The sequence below is a fragment of the Pseudomonas sp. DWRC2-2 genome (assembly GCF_049897885.1).
In the GTDB taxonomy this organism is placed as follows: Bacteria; Pseudomonadota; Gammaproteobacteria; order Pseudomonadales; family Pseudomonadaceae; genus Aquipseudomonas; species Aquipseudomonas azotoformans_A.
The window spans coordinates 1,304,657-1,322,227 of the sequence record NZ_JAFCXD010000001.1; the positions used below are offsets into that span (position 1 = coordinate 1,304,657).

Annotated in this window: 19 protein-coding genes; 4 read left to right on the forward strand and 15 right to left on the reverse strand. The window is 61.5% G+C overall.

The window, feature by feature from the left end; genetic code table 11:
- Positions 1-37 precede the first annotated feature (37 nt).
- Complete coding sequence (locus ACP7EW_RS06380) at positions 38-931, reverse strand: AraC family transcriptional regulator (protein WP_177112191.1); 894 nt, start codon at positions 929-931, stop codon at positions 38-40.
- A 182-nt stretch (positions 932-1,113) separates the two neighbouring features.
- Here ACP7EW_RS06380 and ACP7EW_RS06385 point away from each other — a divergent pair, with 182 nt between their 5' ends.
- Entirely contained in the window at positions 1,114-2,166 is a 1,053-nt protein-coding gene (locus ACP7EW_RS06385; protein WP_426215987.1) for an NAD(P)-dependent alcohol dehydrogenase, read from the forward strand.
- On the opposite strand, the gene ACP7EW_RS06390 is transcribed toward ACP7EW_RS06385, so the two are convergent.
- The 6 genes from ACP7EW_RS06390 to ACP7EW_RS06415 form a co-directional block, all read right to left on the reverse strand.
- Complete coding sequence (locus tag ACP7EW_RS06390; RefSeq protein WP_016979999.1) at positions 2,167-2,970, reverse strand: IclR family transcriptional regulator; 804 nt, start codon at positions 2,968-2,970, stop codon at positions 2,167-2,169.
- Between the two features lie 46 nt (positions 2,971-3,016).
- Positions 3,017-3,982: an L-arabinose ABC transporter permease AraH gene (gene araH, locus ACP7EW_RS06395; RefSeq protein ID WP_038850349.1), complete on the reverse strand. Its 966-nt coding sequence runs from the start codon at positions 3,980-3,982 to the stop codon at positions 3,017-3,019.
- Positions 3,983-3,999: 17 nt separating this feature from the next.
- Positions 4,000-5,499 carry an L-arabinose ABC transporter ATP-binding protein AraG gene (araG, locus tag ACP7EW_RS06400; RefSeq protein ID WP_426215989.1) on the reverse strand — a complete coding sequence of 500 codons (1,500 nt, stop codon included), beginning with the start codon at positions 5,497-5,499 and terminating at the stop codon, positions 4,000-4,002.
- Entirely contained in the window at positions 5,496-6,476 is a 981-nt protein-coding gene (locus ACP7EW_RS06405; protein ID WP_033901250.1) for a substrate-binding domain-containing protein, read from the reverse strand. Before ACP7EW_RS06405 ends, araG begins: the two co-directional genes overlap by 4 nt.
- Before the next feature lie 32 nt (positions 6,477-6,508).
- The gene (locus ACP7EW_RS06410; RefSeq protein WP_426215991.1) at positions 6,509-7,330 is read right to left on the reverse strand and encodes an SDR family oxidoreductase; all 822 of its coding nucleotides are present in this window, start codon (positions 7,328-7,330) and stop codon (positions 6,509-6,511) included.
- 157 nt (positions 7,331-7,487) lie between these two features.
- Complete coding sequence (locus tag ACP7EW_RS06415; protein WP_010208407.1) at positions 7,488-7,967, reverse strand: GNAT family N-acetyltransferase; 480 nt, start codon at positions 7,965-7,967, stop codon at positions 7,488-7,490.
- Positions 7,968-8,151: 184 nt separating this feature from the next.
- Here ACP7EW_RS06415 and ACP7EW_RS06420 point away from each other — a divergent pair, with 184 nt between their 5' ends.
- The 3 genes from ACP7EW_RS06420 (at position 8,152) to ACP7EW_RS06430 (ending at position 10,075) form a co-directional block, all read left to right on the forward strand.
- Entirely contained in the window at positions 8,152-9,342 is a 1,191-nt protein-coding gene (locus ACP7EW_RS06420) for an MFS transporter (protein WP_426215993.1), read from the forward strand.
- Positions 9,343-9,427: 85 nt separating this feature from the next.
- On the forward strand, positions 9,428-9,760 hold the full coding sequence (locus tag ACP7EW_RS06425; RefSeq protein WP_095017287.1) for a hypothetical protein: 333 nt from the start codon (positions 9,428-9,430) through the stop codon (positions 9,758-9,760).
- Between the two features lie 51 nt (positions 9,761-9,811).
- Entirely contained in the window at positions 9,812-10,075 is a 264-nt protein-coding gene (locus ACP7EW_RS06430) for a hypothetical protein (protein ID WP_033901254.1), read from the forward strand.
- 122 nt (positions 10,076-10,197) lie between these two features.
- On the opposite strand, the gene ACP7EW_RS06435 is transcribed toward ACP7EW_RS06430, so the two are convergent.
- The 8 genes from ACP7EW_RS06435 to ACP7EW_RS06470 all read right to left on the reverse strand — a co-directional run bounded on the left by ACP7EW_RS06435 (position 10,198) and on the right by ACP7EW_RS06470 (position 17,430).
- Positions 10,198-11,115, reverse strand: a complete 918-nt coding sequence (locus tag ACP7EW_RS06435; RefSeq protein WP_426215995.1) for a PfkB family carbohydrate kinase — start codon at positions 11,113-11,115, stop codon at positions 10,198-10,200.
- Complete coding sequence (locus ACP7EW_RS06440; RefSeq protein WP_033901256.1) at positions 11,108-12,574, reverse strand: purine-cytosine permease family protein; 1,467 nt, start codon at positions 12,572-12,574, stop codon at positions 11,108-11,110. Before ACP7EW_RS06440 ends, ACP7EW_RS06435 begins: the two co-directional genes overlap by 8 nt.
- Positions 12,575-12,652: 78 nt before the next feature.
- Complete coding sequence (locus tag ACP7EW_RS06445; protein WP_314532668.1) at positions 12,653-13,654, reverse strand: ADP-ribosylglycohydrolase family protein; 1,002 nt, start codon at positions 13,652-13,654, stop codon at positions 12,653-12,655.
- Entirely contained in the window at positions 13,651-14,364 is a 714-nt protein-coding gene (locus ACP7EW_RS06450) for a GntR family transcriptional regulator (RefSeq protein ID WP_033901258.1), read from the reverse strand. Before ACP7EW_RS06450 ends, ACP7EW_RS06445 begins: the two co-directional genes overlap by 4 nt.
- A 70-nt stretch (positions 14,365-14,434) precedes the next feature.
- A complete protein-coding gene (locus tag ACP7EW_RS06455; RefSeq protein ID WP_033901259.1) occupies positions 14,435-14,995 on the reverse strand; it encodes a DUF1285 domain-containing protein in 561 nt (186 codons plus the stop codon).
- Between the two features lie 16 nt (positions 14,996-15,011).
- Positions 15,012-15,617, reverse strand: a complete 606-nt coding sequence (locus tag ACP7EW_RS06460; protein ID WP_033901260.1) for a DUF4823 domain-containing protein — start codon at positions 15,615-15,617, stop codon at positions 15,012-15,014.
- A 75-nt stretch (positions 15,618-15,692) separates the two neighbouring features.
- Positions 15,693-16,661, reverse strand: a complete 969-nt coding sequence (locus tag ACP7EW_RS06465) for a GTP 3',8-cyclase MoaA (protein ID WP_033901261.1) — start codon at positions 16,659-16,661, stop codon at positions 15,693-15,695.
- Positions 16,662-16,776: 115 nt separating this feature from the next.
- Entirely contained in the window at positions 16,777-17,430 is a 654-nt protein-coding gene (locus tag ACP7EW_RS06470) for a TetR/AcrR family transcriptional regulator (RefSeq protein WP_016979740.1), read from the reverse strand.
- Positions 17,431-17,571: the final 141 nt, after the last annotated feature.

Here is a 17,571-nt window from a genome sequence, read left to right on the forward strand (position 1 = left end):
CTGCTTGAACAAAAAGGCTCCCGAATGGGGGCCTTTTTTATGCCGCGCGTTCTTCGCCGGGATTGCGCAGGAAGTAGCGTTTATATTCCCGGCTGAACTGCGACGTACTCTGATACCCCACGCTATGCGCCGCCTGCGCCACACCCATGCCGTCCACCAGCAACAATTGCTGGGCCTTGAGCAACCGCAAACGCTTCAGGTACTGCACCGGCGACAACAACGTACAGCGCTTGAAATGCTCATGAAACGTCGACGCACTCATGTGCGCGTACCCCGCCAGTGTCTCGATATTCAGCGGCTCGGCGTAATGGGCATGCAAGTGGTTCAACGACGTGGCGATCCGCGAAAACTGCCCCTGCTGTTCCACCAACGCCCGCAACACATCCGCCTGCGGCCCGCGCAATGCGGTGAACAACACTTCCCTGACCCGCGCCGGGCCCATGATCCGACTTTCCAGTGGATCGTGCAGGCATTGCAGTAAACGTTCGACGGCGCCGCGCATCGCGTCATCGAGCATTACCGAACTCATCGACTCCAGCGTCTGTGCGGTCGGTGGCGGCCCGGCCTGAATGCCCATGGCCATGACCAGTTCACCCAGCACCACGCGGTCAATGCCCACCGTGACGCCGTACAACGGCGCGTCGGACGCCATGGCAAATGTCTCGCATTCGAACGGCACCGGCATCGCCTGGATCAGGTAATGCCCGGCGCCATACTCCAGCGTACGCGGGCCCAGGTAGGCGACTTTGCTGCCCTGGGCCACGAACATCAGGCTGGGTTCGTAGATCTGCGGCCCACGCGCCACGTCGCAACTGGCGCGCAGCACTTGCACGCCAGGCAGGTTGGTCGGGGAAAAACCGTCGCAGGGCGTAAGCCCCTCAATCAAGGCCACCAGTGTGGCGTTGGCGTCGAGATGGCGGGTGAGCAGCATGGCAAAAAACTTCGCGAAAAGGGGATGAGAACATCATCGCAGGTCTGACGTCACAAGGATCCAAACACGGGGCACTCCCGGACGAATAGGCATGAGATTCGGAGCAATCGCCATGGCCGCTTCCCGGCCCGGCGCGGAGAATGCGCCGCCTCCCCAGTGATTGTTTTAGCGAGGTTTCCCTCATGTACACCGCCATCGGTTATGCCGCCCAGTCGGCCACCACTCCCCTCGCCCCCATGTCGTTCCAGCGCCGCAGCCCGCGCGCCGATGACGTGGCCATCGAGATCCTGTACTGCGGCGTCTGCCACTCCGACATCCACCAGGCGCGTAACGAGTGGGGCATCGCCGTGTACCCACTGATGCCCGGCCACGAGATCGTCGGCAAGGTCACCGCCGTCGGCGCCAACGTCACCGCGCACAAAATCGGCGACCTGGTGGGCGTGGGCTGCATGGTCGATTCGTGCCGTCATTGCGACGCGTGCCAAGCGGACCTGGAGCAATACTGCCTCGAAGGCCCGACCATGACCTACGCCACCCCGGACCGCGTCGATGGCAGCAACACCATGGGCGGCTACTCCGACAGCATCGTGGTCAGCGAACATTTCGTGGTGAAGATCCCGGCCAAGCTTGACCTGGCCAGCGCCGCGCCGATCCTGTGTGCTGGCATCACCACCTACTCGCCGCTCAAGCACTACGGCGTGAAGGCCGGCGATAAAGTCGGCGTGCTGGGCATGGGCGGCCTCGGCCATATGGGCATCAAGTTTGCCAAGGCCATGGGCGCGGAAGTGACCTTGTTCACCCGCTCGGCAAGCAAGGCCGAAGAAGGCCGCCGCCAGGGCGCCGATCATGTGATCGTGTCCACCGACGAAGCCCAGATGAAAGCCGCCGCCGGTAGCTTCGACTTCCTGCTGGACACTATCCCGGTGCAGCACGACCTGAACCCCTACCTCGACGTGCTGCGCTTTGACGGCGTGCATATCCTGGTCGGCCTGATCGAGCCGGTGGACCCGCCCGTCAACGCCGCCAAGCTGGTGCTGGGCCGCAAGGTGCTGGCCGGTTCGTTGATCGGTGGTATTGCCGAAACCCAGGAAGTCCTGGATTTCTGCGCCGAGCACGGCATCACCTGCGACATCGAAATGCTCGACATCCGCCACATCAACGAAGCCTACAGCCGCATGATCGCCGGCGATGTGAAGTACCGCTTTGTCATCGACATGGCGACGTTGAAGGCCTGATCAGGCCTTCGCGCCCAACTCCGCCGACAGCCGGGCTGCGACCTGTTTGACCACAGGAATCAGCTCGGCCATTTTCTCCAGCGGCATGTAGGGCACGGTACTGGCGATGCTGATGCCGGCGACGATGCGCCGGCTGGCATCGCGCACCGGTGCCGCCACGCAACGGATCGACGGTTCGTTGTCTTCCAGGTCGAACGCATAACCGCCCACCACGTATTCATGCATGCGCTGCTCGAACTGTGCCCAGGACTGCTCCGGGTGCTGCGGCCATTGCAGGCTTTTCCCACCCGCCGGCAGGCTGACTTCGTACAGGCGCTGCCACTCTGCGACCGTGTCATCCAGCAGCAATGCCTTGCCGATCCCGGTGCGCGCCAGCGGCATGCGATGGCCGACCCGTGAGCGCATTTCCGGACCGTTGCGGCCGGGGTTCTTGTGCAGGTACAACACGTCGTCGTATTCACGGATGGCCAAGTGGATGGTGTCGCCGGTCAGCGCCGACAATTCATCCAGATAGGGAATCGCCAGAGTCACCAGCGGCAGCTCTTCCCGCGCCTGGAAACCCAGCTCGATCAACTTCGGCCCCAGCAGGTAACCGACCTGTGGCACCACCCGCAGGTAACGCTCCTCCACCAGGCAGCTGGCCAGGCGGTGGGTGGTGCTGCGGGTGGTGCCGATGCGCTTGGCGATCTCTTTCAGATCCCGCGCACCGGCCGCAACCGCTTGCACCACGCCCAGGCCACGCAGCAGGGTCTGGGTGCCGGTGGGGGCGGCGTCTTTGACGGGGGTGTGGGCGTTTTCCTGCATATCGGGCCTATGTGATGGTACGAAAACGGCGAGCATTATGACCCAATCAGCGCTGCTTCATGCGGTCGATGATGACGGCCAATAGCAGGATCGAACCGCGGATCACATACTGGTAAAAGGTATCGATGTTCTTCAGGTTCATCGCATTCTCGATAATCGCCAAAATCAACACCCCGGCAATCACATGGCGGATCATGCCGATACCACCACTCAGCGACACGCCGCCCAGTACACACGCCGAGATCACGGTCAGCTCAAAACCTTGGCCAATCATCGGCTGGCCCGAGGTCATGCGCGAGGCGAGGATCACCCCGGCCAGGGCGCCGATCAAGCCGTGCACGGCAAAGATGATGATCTTGGTGCGATCAACGTTCACCCCGGCCAGCAACGCCGCTTCCTGGTTACCGCCGATGGCCATGGTGTTGCGCCCGTAGGTGGTGTAGTTCAGCAGCCAGCCAAAAAACACAAAGCACAGCACGGTGATGATGATCGGCACCGGCACGCCCATCAGTTGGCCGTTGCCGAACACGAAGAAACCTTCGTCCATCACGCCGACGGCCTTGCCATTGGAGAAGATGTACGCCAGGCCGCGTACGATCTGCATGGTCGCCAAAGTCGCGATCAACGCGTTGATGCGCAGCTTGGCGATGACAATGCCGTTGATCAGCCCCACCACCAGGCCCATGGCCAACGCGGCGGACACGCCAAGCACCACGCTGTCGGTGTCGCGGATCACAATGCCCGCGACCACACCGGCACAGGCAATCACCGAGCCCACCGACAAGTCGAAGTGCCCCGACGCCAGGCAGAACAGCATGGTGCACGCCGCAATACCCACGGTAGAAATCGCCAGGCCCAACCCGCGCATGTTCAGCGGTGAAAGGAAGTTATCGATAAATAACGCGCTGAGCACAAAGATGCCCAACGCGGCGAGCAGCATCACCCAGTCATCGAGGAACTTACGCTGGTTGAAACCCGGCCAGAAGCCCTTTGCAGTTTTTACCTCAGACATCATTCACCTCGAATTCTTCAAGCCCGCGAACGCGGGAGAGCCAATTGCAACAGCCGAGCTTCGTCCGCCTGGTCGCGAGTCAGTTCGCCGGTCAGGGCGCCTTCGCTCATCACCAGGATGCGATCGCTGATGCCCATCACTTCCATCAAGTCGCTGGACACCACGATCACCGCAATACCGCTGGCGGCGAGGTTGTGGATGATCTGGTAGATCTCCGACTTGGCGCCGATGTCGATGCCACGGGTCGGCTCGTCCAACAGCAGCACCTTCATCGGCATCGACAGCCAGCGACCGAGAATGGCCTTTTGCTGGTTGCCGCCGGAGAGGTACATGATTTTCTGTTCGGCGTTGGGCGTCTTGACCTTCATCGCCTTGATCTGCCGGTCGGCGTTGGCCGTTTCCCAGCCGTCGCGCAGCAGCCAGCCGAAGGTGGAGTGGGCATCACGCGCGCTGATATTGATGTTCTCGGCCACGCTGGACAGCGGAATGATGCCCTCCTTCTTGCGGTCTTCCGGGCACAGCAGCACGCCGGCGGCGATGGCGTCACGGGGTGACTGCAATTGCAGCGTTTGCCCGCAGAGTTCAAGGCTACCGGCGGTGCTGCGAGTCAAACCGCTCAGCAGCCGAAACAGCTCCGTGCGCCCTGCCCCGACCAGTCCGAACAGGCCAAGAATCTCGCCCTTGTGCACCTGCAAGCTGACCGGCTCACGCAGGCCTGGGCCGAGCAAACCCTCGACCTTCAGCGCCACTTCGCCCTGTTCCCGTGGCCGGTAATCGTAGATGTCCTGGATATCGCGACCGACCATGCAGGTCACCAACTGGTCGTGGGTCAGCACGTTCATGTCGTCGAAAGTGCGCACATAACGGCCGTCCTTGAACACCGTCACCGCGTTGCAGATGCGGAACACCTCTTCCATACGGTGCGACACATAGAGCACGACTTTGCCCTCATCGCGCAGGCGCGTGATGATCGCCATCAAGCGGTCGATCTCCCGCGCCGACAAGCTGCTGGTGGGTTCGTCGAAGGCAATCACATGGGCGCCACGGGACAACGCCTTGGCGATTTCCACCAGCTGGCGCTGACCGAGGGACAGTCGACCGAGCTTTTCGTCCGGGTCGATTTCATCGGCCAGGCCCTTGAGACACGCCAGGGCCTGCTTGCGCAACTGACTGCGGTTGACCACCCCGAAACGCGTCGGCAAATGCCCAAGGAACAGGTTCTCGGCGACGGTCATTTCCGGCACCAGGTGCAGCTCCTGGTGGATCACCGCCACACCGCTGGCAATGCTGTCGGCGGCGGACTTGAAGTCCATGGTCTGCTCGCCGATCTGCAGCGAACCACTGCTCGGCAAGTAAGCGCCACCGAGGATCTTCAGCAGCGTCGACTTGCCCGCGCCGTTCTCGCCCATCAGCGCATGCACCTCGCGCGGCCGCGCTTCAAAGCTGATCTGCGCCAGGGCTTTCACACCGGGAAATTCCTTGCCGATGCCGTTGAAGCGCAGGGCCGCGCCGGTCATTTCCACAGCCCGATTTTGCTCAACTCTTCCTTGAAGTTGGCACGGGTGATCAGGGTCACGTTGTCCAACGCGGTGAACTTGGCAGGCTCGGTGCCCTTGGTGACCCACTCGAACATGGCGCTGGCGGTTTTGTAGCCGGAGGCGTCAGGGCTCAGCAGCATTGAGCCGTAAAAGCCGGTGTCGGTTTTCTTCAGCTCTTCAATCGCATCGGTGCCGTTGATGCCGACGCCGATCACGTTCGCCGCCTTGAAACCGGCGCTTTCGGTGGCGCGCACACCGCCCAGTACGGTGCTGTCGTTCATGCCACCAATGATCAGGTTTTTCGCGCCGCTGGGCAGTTTCACCAGGGCCGAGTTGGTGGCATCCATACTGCCGGGCACGTCGAGGGTTTTCTGCGCGCTGAACAGGATGTGGTCGGCGGGCAAGCCGGCAGCCTTGAGGCCTTCGACCGAACCGTCGGTGCGTTTCTTGCCGGTCTCCAGCTCATCGAAGGTGTTGATGACGGCGTAGGTTTCTTTCCAATCCCAGTTGCGATGCTTGGCTTCGGCGGCCATGGCTTCGCCTTGTTTCTGGCCGATCTTGTAGGCATCCAGGCCGACGTAAGGCACGTCTTCCATGGGCTTGCCCTTGGCGTCGACGAAACGATCGTCCACCGCCAGCACCTTGAGGTTATTGAGCTTGGCCTTGGCCATGATCGCCGGGCCGAGGGACACATCCGGCGGGCAGATCACGAAGCCCTTGGCGCCGTTGGCAGCCAGGGTATCGATGGCCGACAAGGTTTTTTCACCGTCCGGCACGGCGATCTTGATCACGGTGAAACCCTGGTCCTTGCCGGCTTTTTCGGCGAAGGCCCATTCGGTCTGGAACCAGGGTTCCTCCGCTTGCTTGACCAGAAAGCCGATCTTCACTTCCTCGGCGAGTGCCACGCTGCTGAACGCCATTGCCAGCGCCAGGGTGCCTAGAGTCTTCTTGAACATGGACCACCTCCTTCTTGTTATTGGAAAACGCTTTAGTCGTGGTACATCACAGAACGCCCGCCATCGATCATCAGGCAGGTTGCATTGATAAAAGGGGCCTCGTCAGTCGCCAGGAACAGTGCCGACATCGCCACCTCCACCGGCTGGCCGATGCGCTTGGGCGGGTGCAGGTCGAACGCGCGCTGACGCTCGGCGTGGGGGTCGGGGAACCCATTCCAGTAGTCGACGTTGAGCTGGGTTTCGATGTAGCCCGGCGCGATGGCGTTCACGCGGATGCCTTTGGGCGCGTATTCGATGCCAAGGGCGCGGGTCAGGCCAAGCAGGCCGTGCTTGGCCACGGGATAGGGAAAGCAGCCGGGGATGATGTGGCTGGAATGGGTGGACGCAATGTTGATGATGTTGCCGATGCCCTGCTCGATCATGTGCGGCAACACCGCACGGCAGCCGAACCAGGCACCGTCGAGGTCGATGGCGAAGCAGCGGCGCCAGTCTTCGTCGGTCATTTCCAGGGGGTCGCGGAACACATTGACCCCGGCGCAGTTGACCAGCACATCCACCCGGCCGAAGCGCTCGATGGTCAGGTTGACCAGCGCCTGCCATTGATCTTTCGAGGTGATGTCGACGGCCTGCGCGTAGACGTCGGCGCCGCGTTCACGCCAGTGGGCGGCGACCTTTTCGACTTTTTCGCCCTGGATATCCGCAATGATCAACCGCGCCTGCTGCGCCTGGAAACACGCGACGATCGCCTCGCCAATGCCTTGGGCGGCGCCGGTGATGATCACCACTTTGCCTTTGAGCCGCTCGCCGTAGGTAGGCTCGGGCACGGCGGGGAGTGACAAGGGTTGTGCCTGCATCGCTTCACCTATTTTATTTTTGGTAGTGAGTGCTGATGCAGCCGACTATAAACCCATCATTTGAAATATCTCAATATATAAATTTGCATCCCATATAGTGAGCATAAAAACAAAAAAACCGGCGAATCGTCGCCGGTTATTTGTAGGGCCTTCTCCATCAGCCGAGGGCGAAGTCGCGCAGTGCGTCGCCTTCCATGCGGTAGCGCACCCACTCTTCCTGGGGCTGGGCGCCGATGGATTTGTAGAAGGCAATCGCCGGTTCGTTCCAGTCCAGCACACTCCACTCGAAGCGCCCGCAACCGTTATCGAAGGCGATCTTCGCCAAGTGGCGCAGCAGCTTCTTGCCCGCCCCGCCACCGCGCTGTTCCGGGTTGATGTAAAGGTCTTCCAGGTACAGGCAGTTGCTGCCCAACCAGGTGGAATAGCTGAAGAAGAACACTGCAAAACCAATCGGCAAGCCGTCGCGCAAGCAGATCAGGCCATGGGCGGTGGCGCCCTCGCTGAACAGGCTGCGCTCGATGTCCACCACGCTGGCGATCACTTCGTGCCGGGCCTTCTCGTACTCGGCAAGCTCGGTGATAAACGTCAGGATCTGCGCAGCATCGCTGGGCACGGCGGGGCGAATCTCGATGGTCATGGGCGAGCCTTGGCAATTTCAAAGCACACATACTAAGGCGCTTTCGTGACGGATTGCAGTGCAATTTCACGAGTTACCCTTACTCCGCCCCCAGGTAACGCTGGCACCAGCAACCCCACAACAATCGGCCAAGCGGTGCATGGTAAAACGTCCGGCATAACTCCAATGACTTCCAGGCCATCCCATGCATTCCAAATCTGCAGTGAGCACGCCGTTGTTCGCCCTGTTTTGCCTTGCCAGTTTTCTATTGTCGCTGTCTTACGGCTCGACCTTTCTGTTGTCGTTGCTGATTCATACCCGCGGCGGCAACGAGCACGATGCAGGCAGTGTGATCTCCATGGCAATGCTTAGCACCTTTGTGGCGGTGGTGGTCTCCGGGCATTTAGCTGATGTGCTGGGCGCGGCGCGGGCGATTGCGGGAATGGGCCTGCTGTTGGTGGTGGCGTGCCTGGGTTTTGCACTGATGCCTGGGTTCGGCCAGGGCTTGATGGGGTTTGGCCTGGCGCTGGGGCTCGGTTGGGGAGTGTTTTATACCTTGGGGCCGATCATCGTGGCCCTGCTGGTAGAACCGCAACAGAGGGCGAAGTACTTTGCGTTGTTGTCCGGCAGCATGATGAGCGGGATCGGTGCCGGCCCCTTGCTCGGCCGCGCGGCGAGCGCGTTGGGGCTGCCGCTGACCAGCGCGTTCTACATCGCGGCCTGCGCCAGCCTTGTCGGTGTGGTGATGTTCTGGCGACTGGGTGCTCATCTCAAGCAAGACGCAGCAATGGCAAAAATCTCCTGGCGTGCCACGCGCCAGGTGCTGTCATCGAAGGCTGTGTTCGCGATCATCATGGTCGGCCTGGGCGGTTGTGTGTTCGGTGGGTTGTCTTCGTTTCAGACCAGCTATGCGGCGGCGCATTCGTTGGACTATTCGCTGTTCTTCCTGGGTTTCCTGAGCGCGGCGATTACCAGCCGTTTGTTGATTGCCGGATTTGTCGTCAAGCGTGATGCCTATCGCTCGGCGTGCGTACTGTCGGGGCTGATGCTGGTGTCGGTGTTGATGTTCGGCTTCACGGTGTCGGGGACCTTCAGCTACCTGCTCGCCGCCATCACCCTGGGCGTGGGTTATGGACTGACGTATTCGGTGATCAACGGGCTGGTGGCCAATGAAGCGCCCGTCGGCACCACGTCCCAGGCGTTGCTGTTGTTCAGCCTCGGGTACTTCGTCGGGGTGTTCGGTTTCCCGCTGCTGGCCGGGCGGATCATCGTCGAATATGGCCTGCAATCGCTGCTGCTGAGTGTGACGGCAGTGGCGTTGATCAATTGGTTGATCAGCGTCGCCAGGCTGATCTGGCGGCGGGCCTCGGCACACAAAATCTTACAGGTGAGCTAATACCGTTCGTCGCCACCCAGGCACGAACACCAAGGCCGGGCTGACCAATAGAGGGTAAGGACATTAATCATATGGAGACACCCTCATGAAAAATTCCAAGTTTGCTGCCCTCGCCCTCACGGGCCTGTTGTCTGCTGCGTCGCTGAGCGCCTTTGCCGCCAGCTCGACCACCGGGCCAACCGATCCAACGCCGAATGCCACCACTGAGTCGCAGAAATCCATGGGTACCGGCATGGACACCAACGGTGGCGCGGTCATTGAGCCCGGCGCCGACCCGCGCACCCAGGGCAATGACACCCAGCGCCAAGCGCCTGCTGCCGTCGGCAACGGCAAAATGGGCCCGGCGATCAACCAGCCCAACATTAACAAGGGCGATGATTCCAACGTCCCAGGTGCGCCGAAACAACCTGCGCCTTGACCCATCGAACGCAAGACGAACACCCGATCATTTCCCAGTGAAGAGGTATGCATGAACGTCGATAGAAACCTTGAGAAAGAAGTCCTCACCCGCCTGCTGCACGCTCACCCGCAAGGACTGGGCAAGGAGGTGCTGGATAACTACCGCGGCGAAAAAGAGGTGGCCAGTGTCTTGGCGTTCCTGCAGGACCGTGGGTTGATCAAGGATGGGCATGTGACCACTGATGCGGCCGGTGAGTATGCGTTGAATCTGCCGATCAAGCTGACGGCGTCGGGGGTGGATGAGGCGCGTAAGTTGGAGTCTGAAACGCTCTAGCAGCCCTCATACAAAACTAAATGTGGGAGCGGGCTTGCTCGCGAATGCGGTGGATCAGTGGCAAATCTTTGCCTGACACGCCGCCTTCGCGAGCAAGCCCGCTCCCACAGTTTTGTCCGCATTCAGCCAGCGAGTAGAGCATCGACCTCGGCAGTGCCGGGTGACGTAGCCGGCCCCCAGCGTGTCACCGCCAACGCCGCTGCCGCATTCGCCCGCCGTGCCGCTTCAGCGGGTTCAAGGCCATTCGCCAACCCCGCGATAAACACACCCGCATGCGCATCCCCCGCGCCATTGCTGTCCACCGCCTTTACCTTGAACCCCGGCACATGCTGCGCCTGGCCATTGCGGCTGACCCAGCAACCATTCGGTCCATCCCGCACCACCAGCAAGGCATCCACGGGCAGGTGACGATTGAGATCGACCAGCGCATCCGCCACCGCACCCGCTCCGGTGAATGCCAGGGCTTCGGGCCCATTACTGGTCCAGATATCGATACGCGGTAGCAACGCCACCATCAGCGCGGAATCCGGCGCCTTGACCAACGGGCCCGGATCGAACACCACGGTGATCGCTCGCGGCAGCGCCAGCAGCCAGTCGAGCAATGCCTGCGCCTTGCCTTCCAGCAAAAGGCTATAGCCGCTGACATACACGTAATCGTCCGGTTGCGGGACCACGCGCGCCAGGTCCTCGGCACTCAAGTCACCTTCTGCGCCGAGATGGGAAATGAACGTGCGCTCGGTGGTGGCTTCGGTCAGTGAGACACACAAACCGGTGTCTTTATCGGTGCTGGGCGCCTGGGCCATTTCGACCCCTTCGACCTGCATTGCCGAACGGGCCAGGTCACCAAAGCGCCCATTGCCATGACGGCCGAGGTAAACCACCGGCAACCCATTGCGCCGCGCGGCCGCCATCACATTAAAGCCCCCTCCGGCCTCAAAGCTGGCCGATTGCGCCAGCACATCGCCGCCGGTGGCAGGCAAGGTATCGAGGGCCATGACCAGATCGACGATGACTTGGCCTGTGTGCAGCAATCTAGACATTAGGACGCTCTACCAAAGCCGGGCGACGGTCAGCTGCGCCACCCAGTACTGCATAAATCCCGCCGGCCACCACGAAGGTGACAATCCAGCCCAGACCATTGTGGCCCAGCCAGGAGTCGGACAAAGGCCCGGCGAACCAGATGTTTTCGGCGGTGGTGCCGATGGTGGTGAAGCTGAAGCCCAGCACGATCGCCACTGCCCAGGCGCCGAACGCACGCCATTCCACACCGCCGCGATACCAGTAGGCGCTGCTTGGGCTCACGTCCAGCAGGTCCTTGGGGCTGTAGTAGTGACGGTGGATCAGGTCAACCACGAAGATGCCGACCCACGCCGTAATCGGCACGGCCAGCAATGAGATGAAGGTGATGAACGGGCCGTAGAAGCTGTCGGCGATCAACATGAAGTAGATCGAGCCGGCGAAGATCGCCACGATGTCGACGATGACCGCATGCACGCGCTTGACCTTCAGCCCCAGCGTCAGCGTGGTCAGGCCCGCCGAGTACACCGACAGGTTGTTGGACAACAGCAGGCCGCCAAACGCGGTGATCAGGTACGGCACCGCCATCCAGGTCGGCAGCATGTCGCGGATCGCGACGATCGGGTCGGTGGCCGAGGCCAGGTCGTTGTTGCCCACCGACAGCAGGCCGCCGAGGGTGATCAGCAAAACCAGCGGAATGCCCGCGCCAAACGCGGCCGAGGCCACCAGGCGCACAGCCGTGACGCTGCGGTGCTGGTAGCGCGACATGTCGGCGCCGGCATTCGCCCAACCGATACCCGTACCGGCGGCCATGGTACCGACGCCGATGATCATCGCGCTCAACGGCGCCGGGGTCGCGTTGAACACCGCGCTCCAATCGATGGTGGCGCACAGGAAGCCGCCCACCAGGATATTCAAGGCGCCGAACACATACGTGGCCCACTTCTGAATCACCAGCAACGTGGCGTGGCCCAGGCCGGAAACCGACAGGGTCAGCAACACGAAGATCGCGATAAAGATCAGGGTCAGCACCGGCGCGCTTTTCGCCTCCACCGGCGAACCGAACAGGATCGAGCACAACGACAGCAGCACAAAGGCGGCGGTGGTGGTGTTGACCGTTTCCCAGCCCAGGCGCGACATCAGCGACACCAGCGTCGGCCCGATATTGCCGCGCACACCGAAGATGGCGCGGGACAGCGTCAGGCTCGGCGCACGACCACGACGACCGGCGATGGAGATGATGCCCACCACCGCGAACGAGCCGGCAGCGCCGAGGATCGCCACGATAATCGCCTGCCAGATCGCCAGGCCGCGGAACGCCACCAACGTGGCGCCGAGCGGCAAGCCGAGGATGCTGATGTTGGCGGCGAACCAGACCCAGAACAGTTGCAGCGGGTGCCCGTTGCACTCGCCTTCAGGGACCGGTTCGATGCCGCGTGTTTCCAATTGCCCGGCACTTTGGCCGGAAGAGGTGCTGCTCATGAGGGGGTGCTCCTGGTGCCTGTATTGTTGTGGTTGTGGCAGGGGTACAAAGCGAATCGTGTTTCCGGTCGTCCTGACTCAGCGCATTTTCAACAGTTCTTGAACCAGCGGCTGCAACTCCAGGCCATTGACCTGCTTGACCTGTTCGATCATCGCCTCAGGCCAGCACTGCAGGCCCAGGCACGCGCCCAGCATGGCGCCGAGAATGGCGGCAATGGTGTCAGTGTCACCGCCAAGGCTGGCGGCCAGACACAGCGCTTCGAAGGCGTTCAACTCGCCCACCGCCACTTGCTGGGCCAGGGCGAACGAGACCACCACCGACTCCTGGGACGCGACGGAGGTGCCGATCAATTCGTACAGCAGGTCGGCGAACAGGGCTTTGTCGCCGCTGCCGACGCTCAGGGTGCGCGCCCAGCTGATGCGCGTGGAAATACGCCCCCCGGCAATCCAGTGACCGTGGCCTTCCGCTTGCTGGGCAATCTGGGTGCCGATGTTCAGTGCTTCGCCCAGGTCCACGCCGTTGATGCCGGCCGAGACCACCGCCGCCACTGCCGCCGCGCTGGAAATCCCCAGGGTGGTGTTATGGGTGACCTGGCAGGCCTGGATCACCGCCTGGATAAACTGCGCCGGGTCGCTGACATCGGCGGCGATCCCCACCGGGGTGATGCGCATCGCAGCGCCGTTGGTGGTGCCATAACGACCGGACTCTTCAGGAGTGTGACCGGCGAGAATCATGTCGATCGCACGCTTGGTGGACGGGCCGAGCAGATCCTGCGAGCCCTTGGCGCGCATCACCGCTTCCCAGTCGATCAAACGCTGGGCGAGCACCGTCGGCTCGATCACGCCCTGCCCTTCCACCAGCAACTCGCCCACCAGAATCGCCTGCTCGGTGTCATCGGTGATGGACCCGGCGGGCATGTTCGGCGCAATCGGCTGGTCGGCGTCGGCGTCTTCCAGGCCAGTAATGGCACCGAAACGCGCGCGGACCTGCTCGCGGCTCAAGGACTGGGTCGGCATGCCCAGGGCATCGCCCAACGCCAAGCCGTAGAAAGCGCCGAGGGCGCGAGTGTGCGGGGTCATTTCGGGTTTCCAAACTGGAGGTGCAAGCGAAAGTGCAGCGGGTCGAGCAAGCTTTCGACATGCTCCATGAAACGCTCACGGCGGTCGTAGGTGGTCCGTGAGGCCTTGAGAAACACCGTGCCCGCAGGGCGGCCGAGCAGTTCGGCGTCTTCGTCGCTGAGGGGTTCGGCGCCGATCCATTGGTCACCTTCGGCGCCGACGTAACCGTAGGCGGCCAGGGTGATGGTCAGGGAATTATCGATCAGGCCGACTTTAGGCAGGCTTTCCAGGCCGCCCGATGCGGGCATCAACGAGCGTTCCAGCGAGACCGCTGTGCCGTCGGTGGTGCGGCGACGGCGATCAAGGGCAATGAATTGGTCGCTGCCGAAACGGCTGAACAGGTCGGGACGGGTCACCGCTTCCAGGCGCAGGATGTCGGTGTTCACTCGCGCCCCTGTGTCAGCCAGGGCCTGGGCCCAACCGCTGCGTTGGTCGAGCACCATGCCGTCAAAGGTGACGATGGAGCCGACGCCGCTCTGGGTCGCGATGTAGTTGCGTCGCTTGAGCTCGGCGAGGGCTTCGCGCAGGGTGCCACGGCTGACGGCAAACTCTTCGGCCAGTTGGTGCTCGCCCGGCAGCAGGAAACCGTCGGCCATCACCCCACCCTCGATACGGCGGATGAGCTCGTCGACGACGCGTTTTTTCTTATCAAATCGAACATGTCTAATCATGTACAAATTGATAACCGAAAGCGGTCGTTTGCAGCAAGCGAATTATTTCAGGGAGATGAAAAAACCGGCCTCAGGGCTCCAGGCCGATACGGAAAAACTCGCCGCCGCTCCAGACGCCCAGCCAGTTCTGACCGTTGATCGGACGGCTCACCGCCAGCTCCACCAATTGGTAGAACGCATTGCGATGCACCAAGGCTTCGAGGTTGGTGCGCACCCGCAGATAGGGCGCAGGTTCCTGGGTGATTGGGTCGATCACCACCCGCAAGGGGTGTTCAAGGCCCGCTTCGATCTGATCGTCCACGTTGGTGGTAAAGCGCAGCAACTGGCCTTCGCCCTGCCCTTCGACCTCCAGCGTTACCGCCACGAACGGCGCATCATCGACGCTGATGCCGACCTTTTCCACGGGAGTGACCAGGAAGTAATCATCGCCATCGCGGCGAATGATGTTGGAGAAGAGTTTGACCATCGGCTTACGCCCGATCGGTGTGCCCTGGTAGAACCAAGTACCGTCGCGGGCGATGCGCATGTCGATGTTGCCGCAGAAGTCCGGGTTCCATAGATGTACCGGTGCCGGCCCCTTGCCTTTGGGCAGTTGGGCCAACAGATCGTTGGCCTTGGCGGAATCGGTCATGGGGTTCTCCTGGTGCTTATTGATCACTCATGCCCAGCAGACTGCGAGCGTACTGGCGCAGCGGGCGGGCAATCAGATCTTCTGGCTTGTTGTCGTGGAACGTCAGTAAACCGCCACGACTGCGAATCCGTGCAGTATCAATCAAATACTGGGTGCTGGTCTCGATCAACATGATCTGGATGACGCCGCTGTCCAACCCGACACGGTCGAGGGCTTCCTGATCCGCCCATTCATCGGCATTGCCGATACGGTCATCCGCCTTGGCGAAACGGCAGTACAGCAGGTAGTGAGCGCCGGCCGCACGGGCTTCGGACATTGCCTGCTCCAGGCCTTCCGGCTGACGGGCGCGACGCACCATGGGGAAATATTCGATAAAGCCGTTGAAGGCTTCCTCGGCCACCACGTTTGGACGCGGATAAGCGCTGCCCGGCGGCACAAAGGCGCCTTGGGCGATAAACACGAAAGAATCCGGCTGTATGCGAACCGAGGCGGTGCGACGGGTATCGCTGTGATCCAGCAAACCGGCATCGCTCATCTGATAGCGGGTGCCTTCGGCCATATCGCTGACGGTCATGCAACCACTCAGCGTCAACGATGCCAGCAACAAAACCAGACTACGCATCCTAATCCTCCAGAAGCCGGTGACGGAAAACCGGCGAATGGGCGTGAGATGCAGGTTCTGCGCCAGCTTGGAACACTAGCCGCCGATGATCTTCATGATGGTCGCGCCACCGGAGAAGGCGACTTCCTGTTTGTCGCCCAACGCCTTCATCAACAAGCCCTGCAGCGCCGGCAATGCTTGGTGGCGAGGCTTGTCGAGCAGGTCGCCGACATAGTGGCGGTTACTCGACGACAGGCAACCGTGCAGCCACCCCGTGGACGACAACCGCAACCGCGAACAGGTCCGGCAGAACGGCACGCTTTCGTTGGCGATAACGCCGAAATAGCCCTTGCCGGGTATTTCATAACGCACCGCCGTCGCGTCAATGGGCGCACTGGCTTGCAGGTATTCATGCTGTTCGCCGATCAGGCCGAGCAGTTGTTGCAGGCTGACAAATTGCTGCAGGAATGCGTTGGAATCCTTGGCCAGGTGGCCCATGCGCATCAGCTCGATAAAGCGCAGTTCATAACCCCGCTCCAGGCAGTACTCGAGCAGCGGCATCACCTGGTCGAGGTTCTGGCCGCGCAATGGCACCATGTTGACCTTGATCTTGATTCCGGCGGCGCGGGCCTGGTCCATGCCGTCGAGCACGGTGGCCAGGTCGCCGCCACGGGCGATGCTGCGGAAGGCGTCCGCATCCAAAGTATCGAGGGAGACGTTGATGCGTTTGATCCCGGCGTCCACCAGCAGCGGCAGTTTGCGCGCGAGCAGTTGACCATTGGTGGTCAGGCTGATGTCACTCAAGCCCATTTGCCCGACGGCCCCCATGAAGGCTTCCAGCTTGGGACTGACCAGCGGTTCACCGCCGGTGATACGCAGGCGGTCGATGCCGGCCGCCTCGATCAGATAAGCCACGCCACGGGCCATGGCCTCGGCGGAGAGTTCGTCCTGGGCAGCCACCAGCCGCTTGCCGTTGGGCACGCAGTAGGTACACGCGTAATTGCAGGCTGAGGTCAGGCTGATCCGCAAATTGCGAAAACGCCTGCCTTGACGATCAACGATCATGGATCACTCCGGCAGAGGATGATTCGGGCGCGCTAAAAGCTGACTGATAAATCAGCTTTTAGCAAGAGTCCTTGCCTGAGTATATTCCTGGGGTACTACGCGTGGCAGCAAATCATTACGTGGAAGGCGATTCCAGCGGCGGCTGCTCGGTACTGTGCTTGCGCTTGTTGCCCATGCGCACGCCGATGTCCATCAGGAACTGGAAGAACCCTTCCTGATCTTCCAGCACATTGCTCCAGAACGGTGAGTGATACAGCGCCACGGCGCCGTGCACCAACGCCCAGGCCGCGCAATAGTGGAAATACGGCGGCACGTCTTCCAGCTTGCCTTCGCTGATGCGGCCCTTGATCAACAGGGTCAGGCGTTCGAAGTTCGACGCACGGATCTTGTGCAGTTCCTCGACCATCTCCGGCACCTGATGGCCCTTGACCACCTTCTCTTCCAGGCGGTCGAATAGGCGATAGCGCTGCGGGTCGCGCATGCGGAACTCGAAGTAGGCGCGGGACAGCGCTTCCTTGTCCTTGTCCACATCGGCCGAATGCAGCAGCTCGTTCAAGTCACGCTCGTAGTCGAGCATCAGGCGCAGATAGATCTCGGCCTTGGACTTGAAGTGCTTGTAGATCGTGCCTTTGCCGATACCCACGGCATCCGCGATCATCTCGACGGTGACGCTGTCTTCACCCTGTTCGAGGAACAGTTTGAGTGCGGTGTCGAGAATTTCCTGCTCACGGCGGCGAAACTCACGGACCTTACGGGGTTCTTTGTGCATGAGGAAGAAGTCTGCAAAGGTCAAAATAGGGAGGGTTACGCAGGGCCACGGATACGCGGCGATACGATTTACCCGGTGCGAGGGATTATCCCGACTGAACGGTCGCTGGGCAATGCCTATGTGAACCCGAAACGCACTTTA

Bases quoted from the DNA above. Each gene is read 5' to 3' on its own strand.
- ACP7EW_RS06445 (WP_314532668.1), bottom strand. From the start codon at position 13,654: ATGACCCCGCACACTCGCGCCCTCGGCGCTTTCTACGGCTTGGCGTTG.
- ACP7EW_RS06435 (WP_426215995.1), bottom strand. From the start codon at position 11,115: ATGTCTAGATTGCTGCACACAGGCCAAGTCATCGTCGATCTGGTCATG.
- ACP7EW_RS06410 (WP_426215991.1), bottom strand. From the start codon at position 7,330: ATGCAGGCACAACCCTTGTCACTCCCCGCCGTGCCCGAGCCTACCTAC.
- araG (WP_426215989.1), bottom strand. From the start codon at position 5,499: ATGACCGGCGCGGCCCTGCGCTTCAACGGCATCGGCAAGGAATTTCCC.
- ACP7EW_RS06405 (WP_033901250.1), bottom strand. From the start codon at position 6,476: ATGTTCAAGAAGACTCTAGGCACCCTGGCGCTGGCAATGGCGTTCAGC.
- araH (WP_038850349.1), bottom strand. From the start codon at position 3,982: ATGTCTGAGGTAAAAACTGCAAAGGGCTTCTGGCCGGGTTTCAACCAG.
- ACP7EW_RS06455 (WP_033901259.1), bottom strand. From the start codon at position 14,995: ATGACCGATTCCGCCAAGGCCAACGATCTGTTGGCCCAACTGCCCAAA.
- ACP7EW_RS06385 (WP_426215987.1), top strand. From the start codon at position 1,114: ATGTACACCGCCATCGGTTATGCCGCCCAGTCGGCCACCACTCCCCTC.
- ACP7EW_RS06425 (WP_095017287.1), top strand. From the start codon at position 9,428: ATGAAAAATTCCAAGTTTGCTGCCCTCGCCCTCACGGGCCTGTTGTCT.
- ACP7EW_RS06440 (WP_033901256.1), bottom strand. From the start codon at position 12,574: ATGAGCAGCACCTCTTCCGGCCAAAGTGCCGGGCAATTGGAAACACGC.
- ACP7EW_RS06430 (WP_033901254.1), top strand. From the start codon at position 9,812: ATGAACGTCGATAGAAACCTTGAGAAAGAAGTCCTCACCCGCCTGCTG.
- ACP7EW_RS06415 (WP_010208407.1), bottom strand. From the start codon at position 7,967: ATGACCATCGAGATTCGCCCCGCCGTGCCCAGCGATGCTGCGCAGATC.
- ACP7EW_RS06450 (WP_033901258.1), bottom strand. From the start codon at position 14,364: ATGATTAGACATGTTCGATTTGATAAGAAAAAACGCGTCGTCGACGAG.
- ACP7EW_RS06380 (WP_177112191.1), bottom strand. From the start codon at position 931: ATGCTGCTCACCCGCCATCTCGACGCCAACGCCACACTGGTGGCCTTG.
- ACP7EW_RS06420 (WP_426215993.1), top strand. From the start codon at position 8,152: ATGCATTCCAAATCTGCAGTGAGCACGCCGTTGTTCGCCCTGTTTTGC.
- ACP7EW_RS06460 (WP_033901260.1), bottom strand. From the start codon at position 15,617: ATGCGTAGTCTGGTTTTGTTGCTGGCATCGTTGACGCTGAGTGGTTGC.
- ACP7EW_RS06465 (WP_033901261.1), bottom strand. From the start codon at position 16,661: ATGATCGTTGATCGTCAAGGCAGGCGTTTTCGCAATTTGCGGATCAGC.
- ACP7EW_RS06470 (WP_016979740.1), bottom strand. From the start codon at position 17,430: ATGCACAAAGAACCCCGTAAGGTCCGTGAGTTTCGCCGCCGTGAGCAG.
- ACP7EW_RS06390 (WP_016979999.1), bottom strand. From the start codon at position 2,970: ATGCAGGAAAACGCCCACACCCCCGTCAAAGACGCCGCCCCCACCGGC.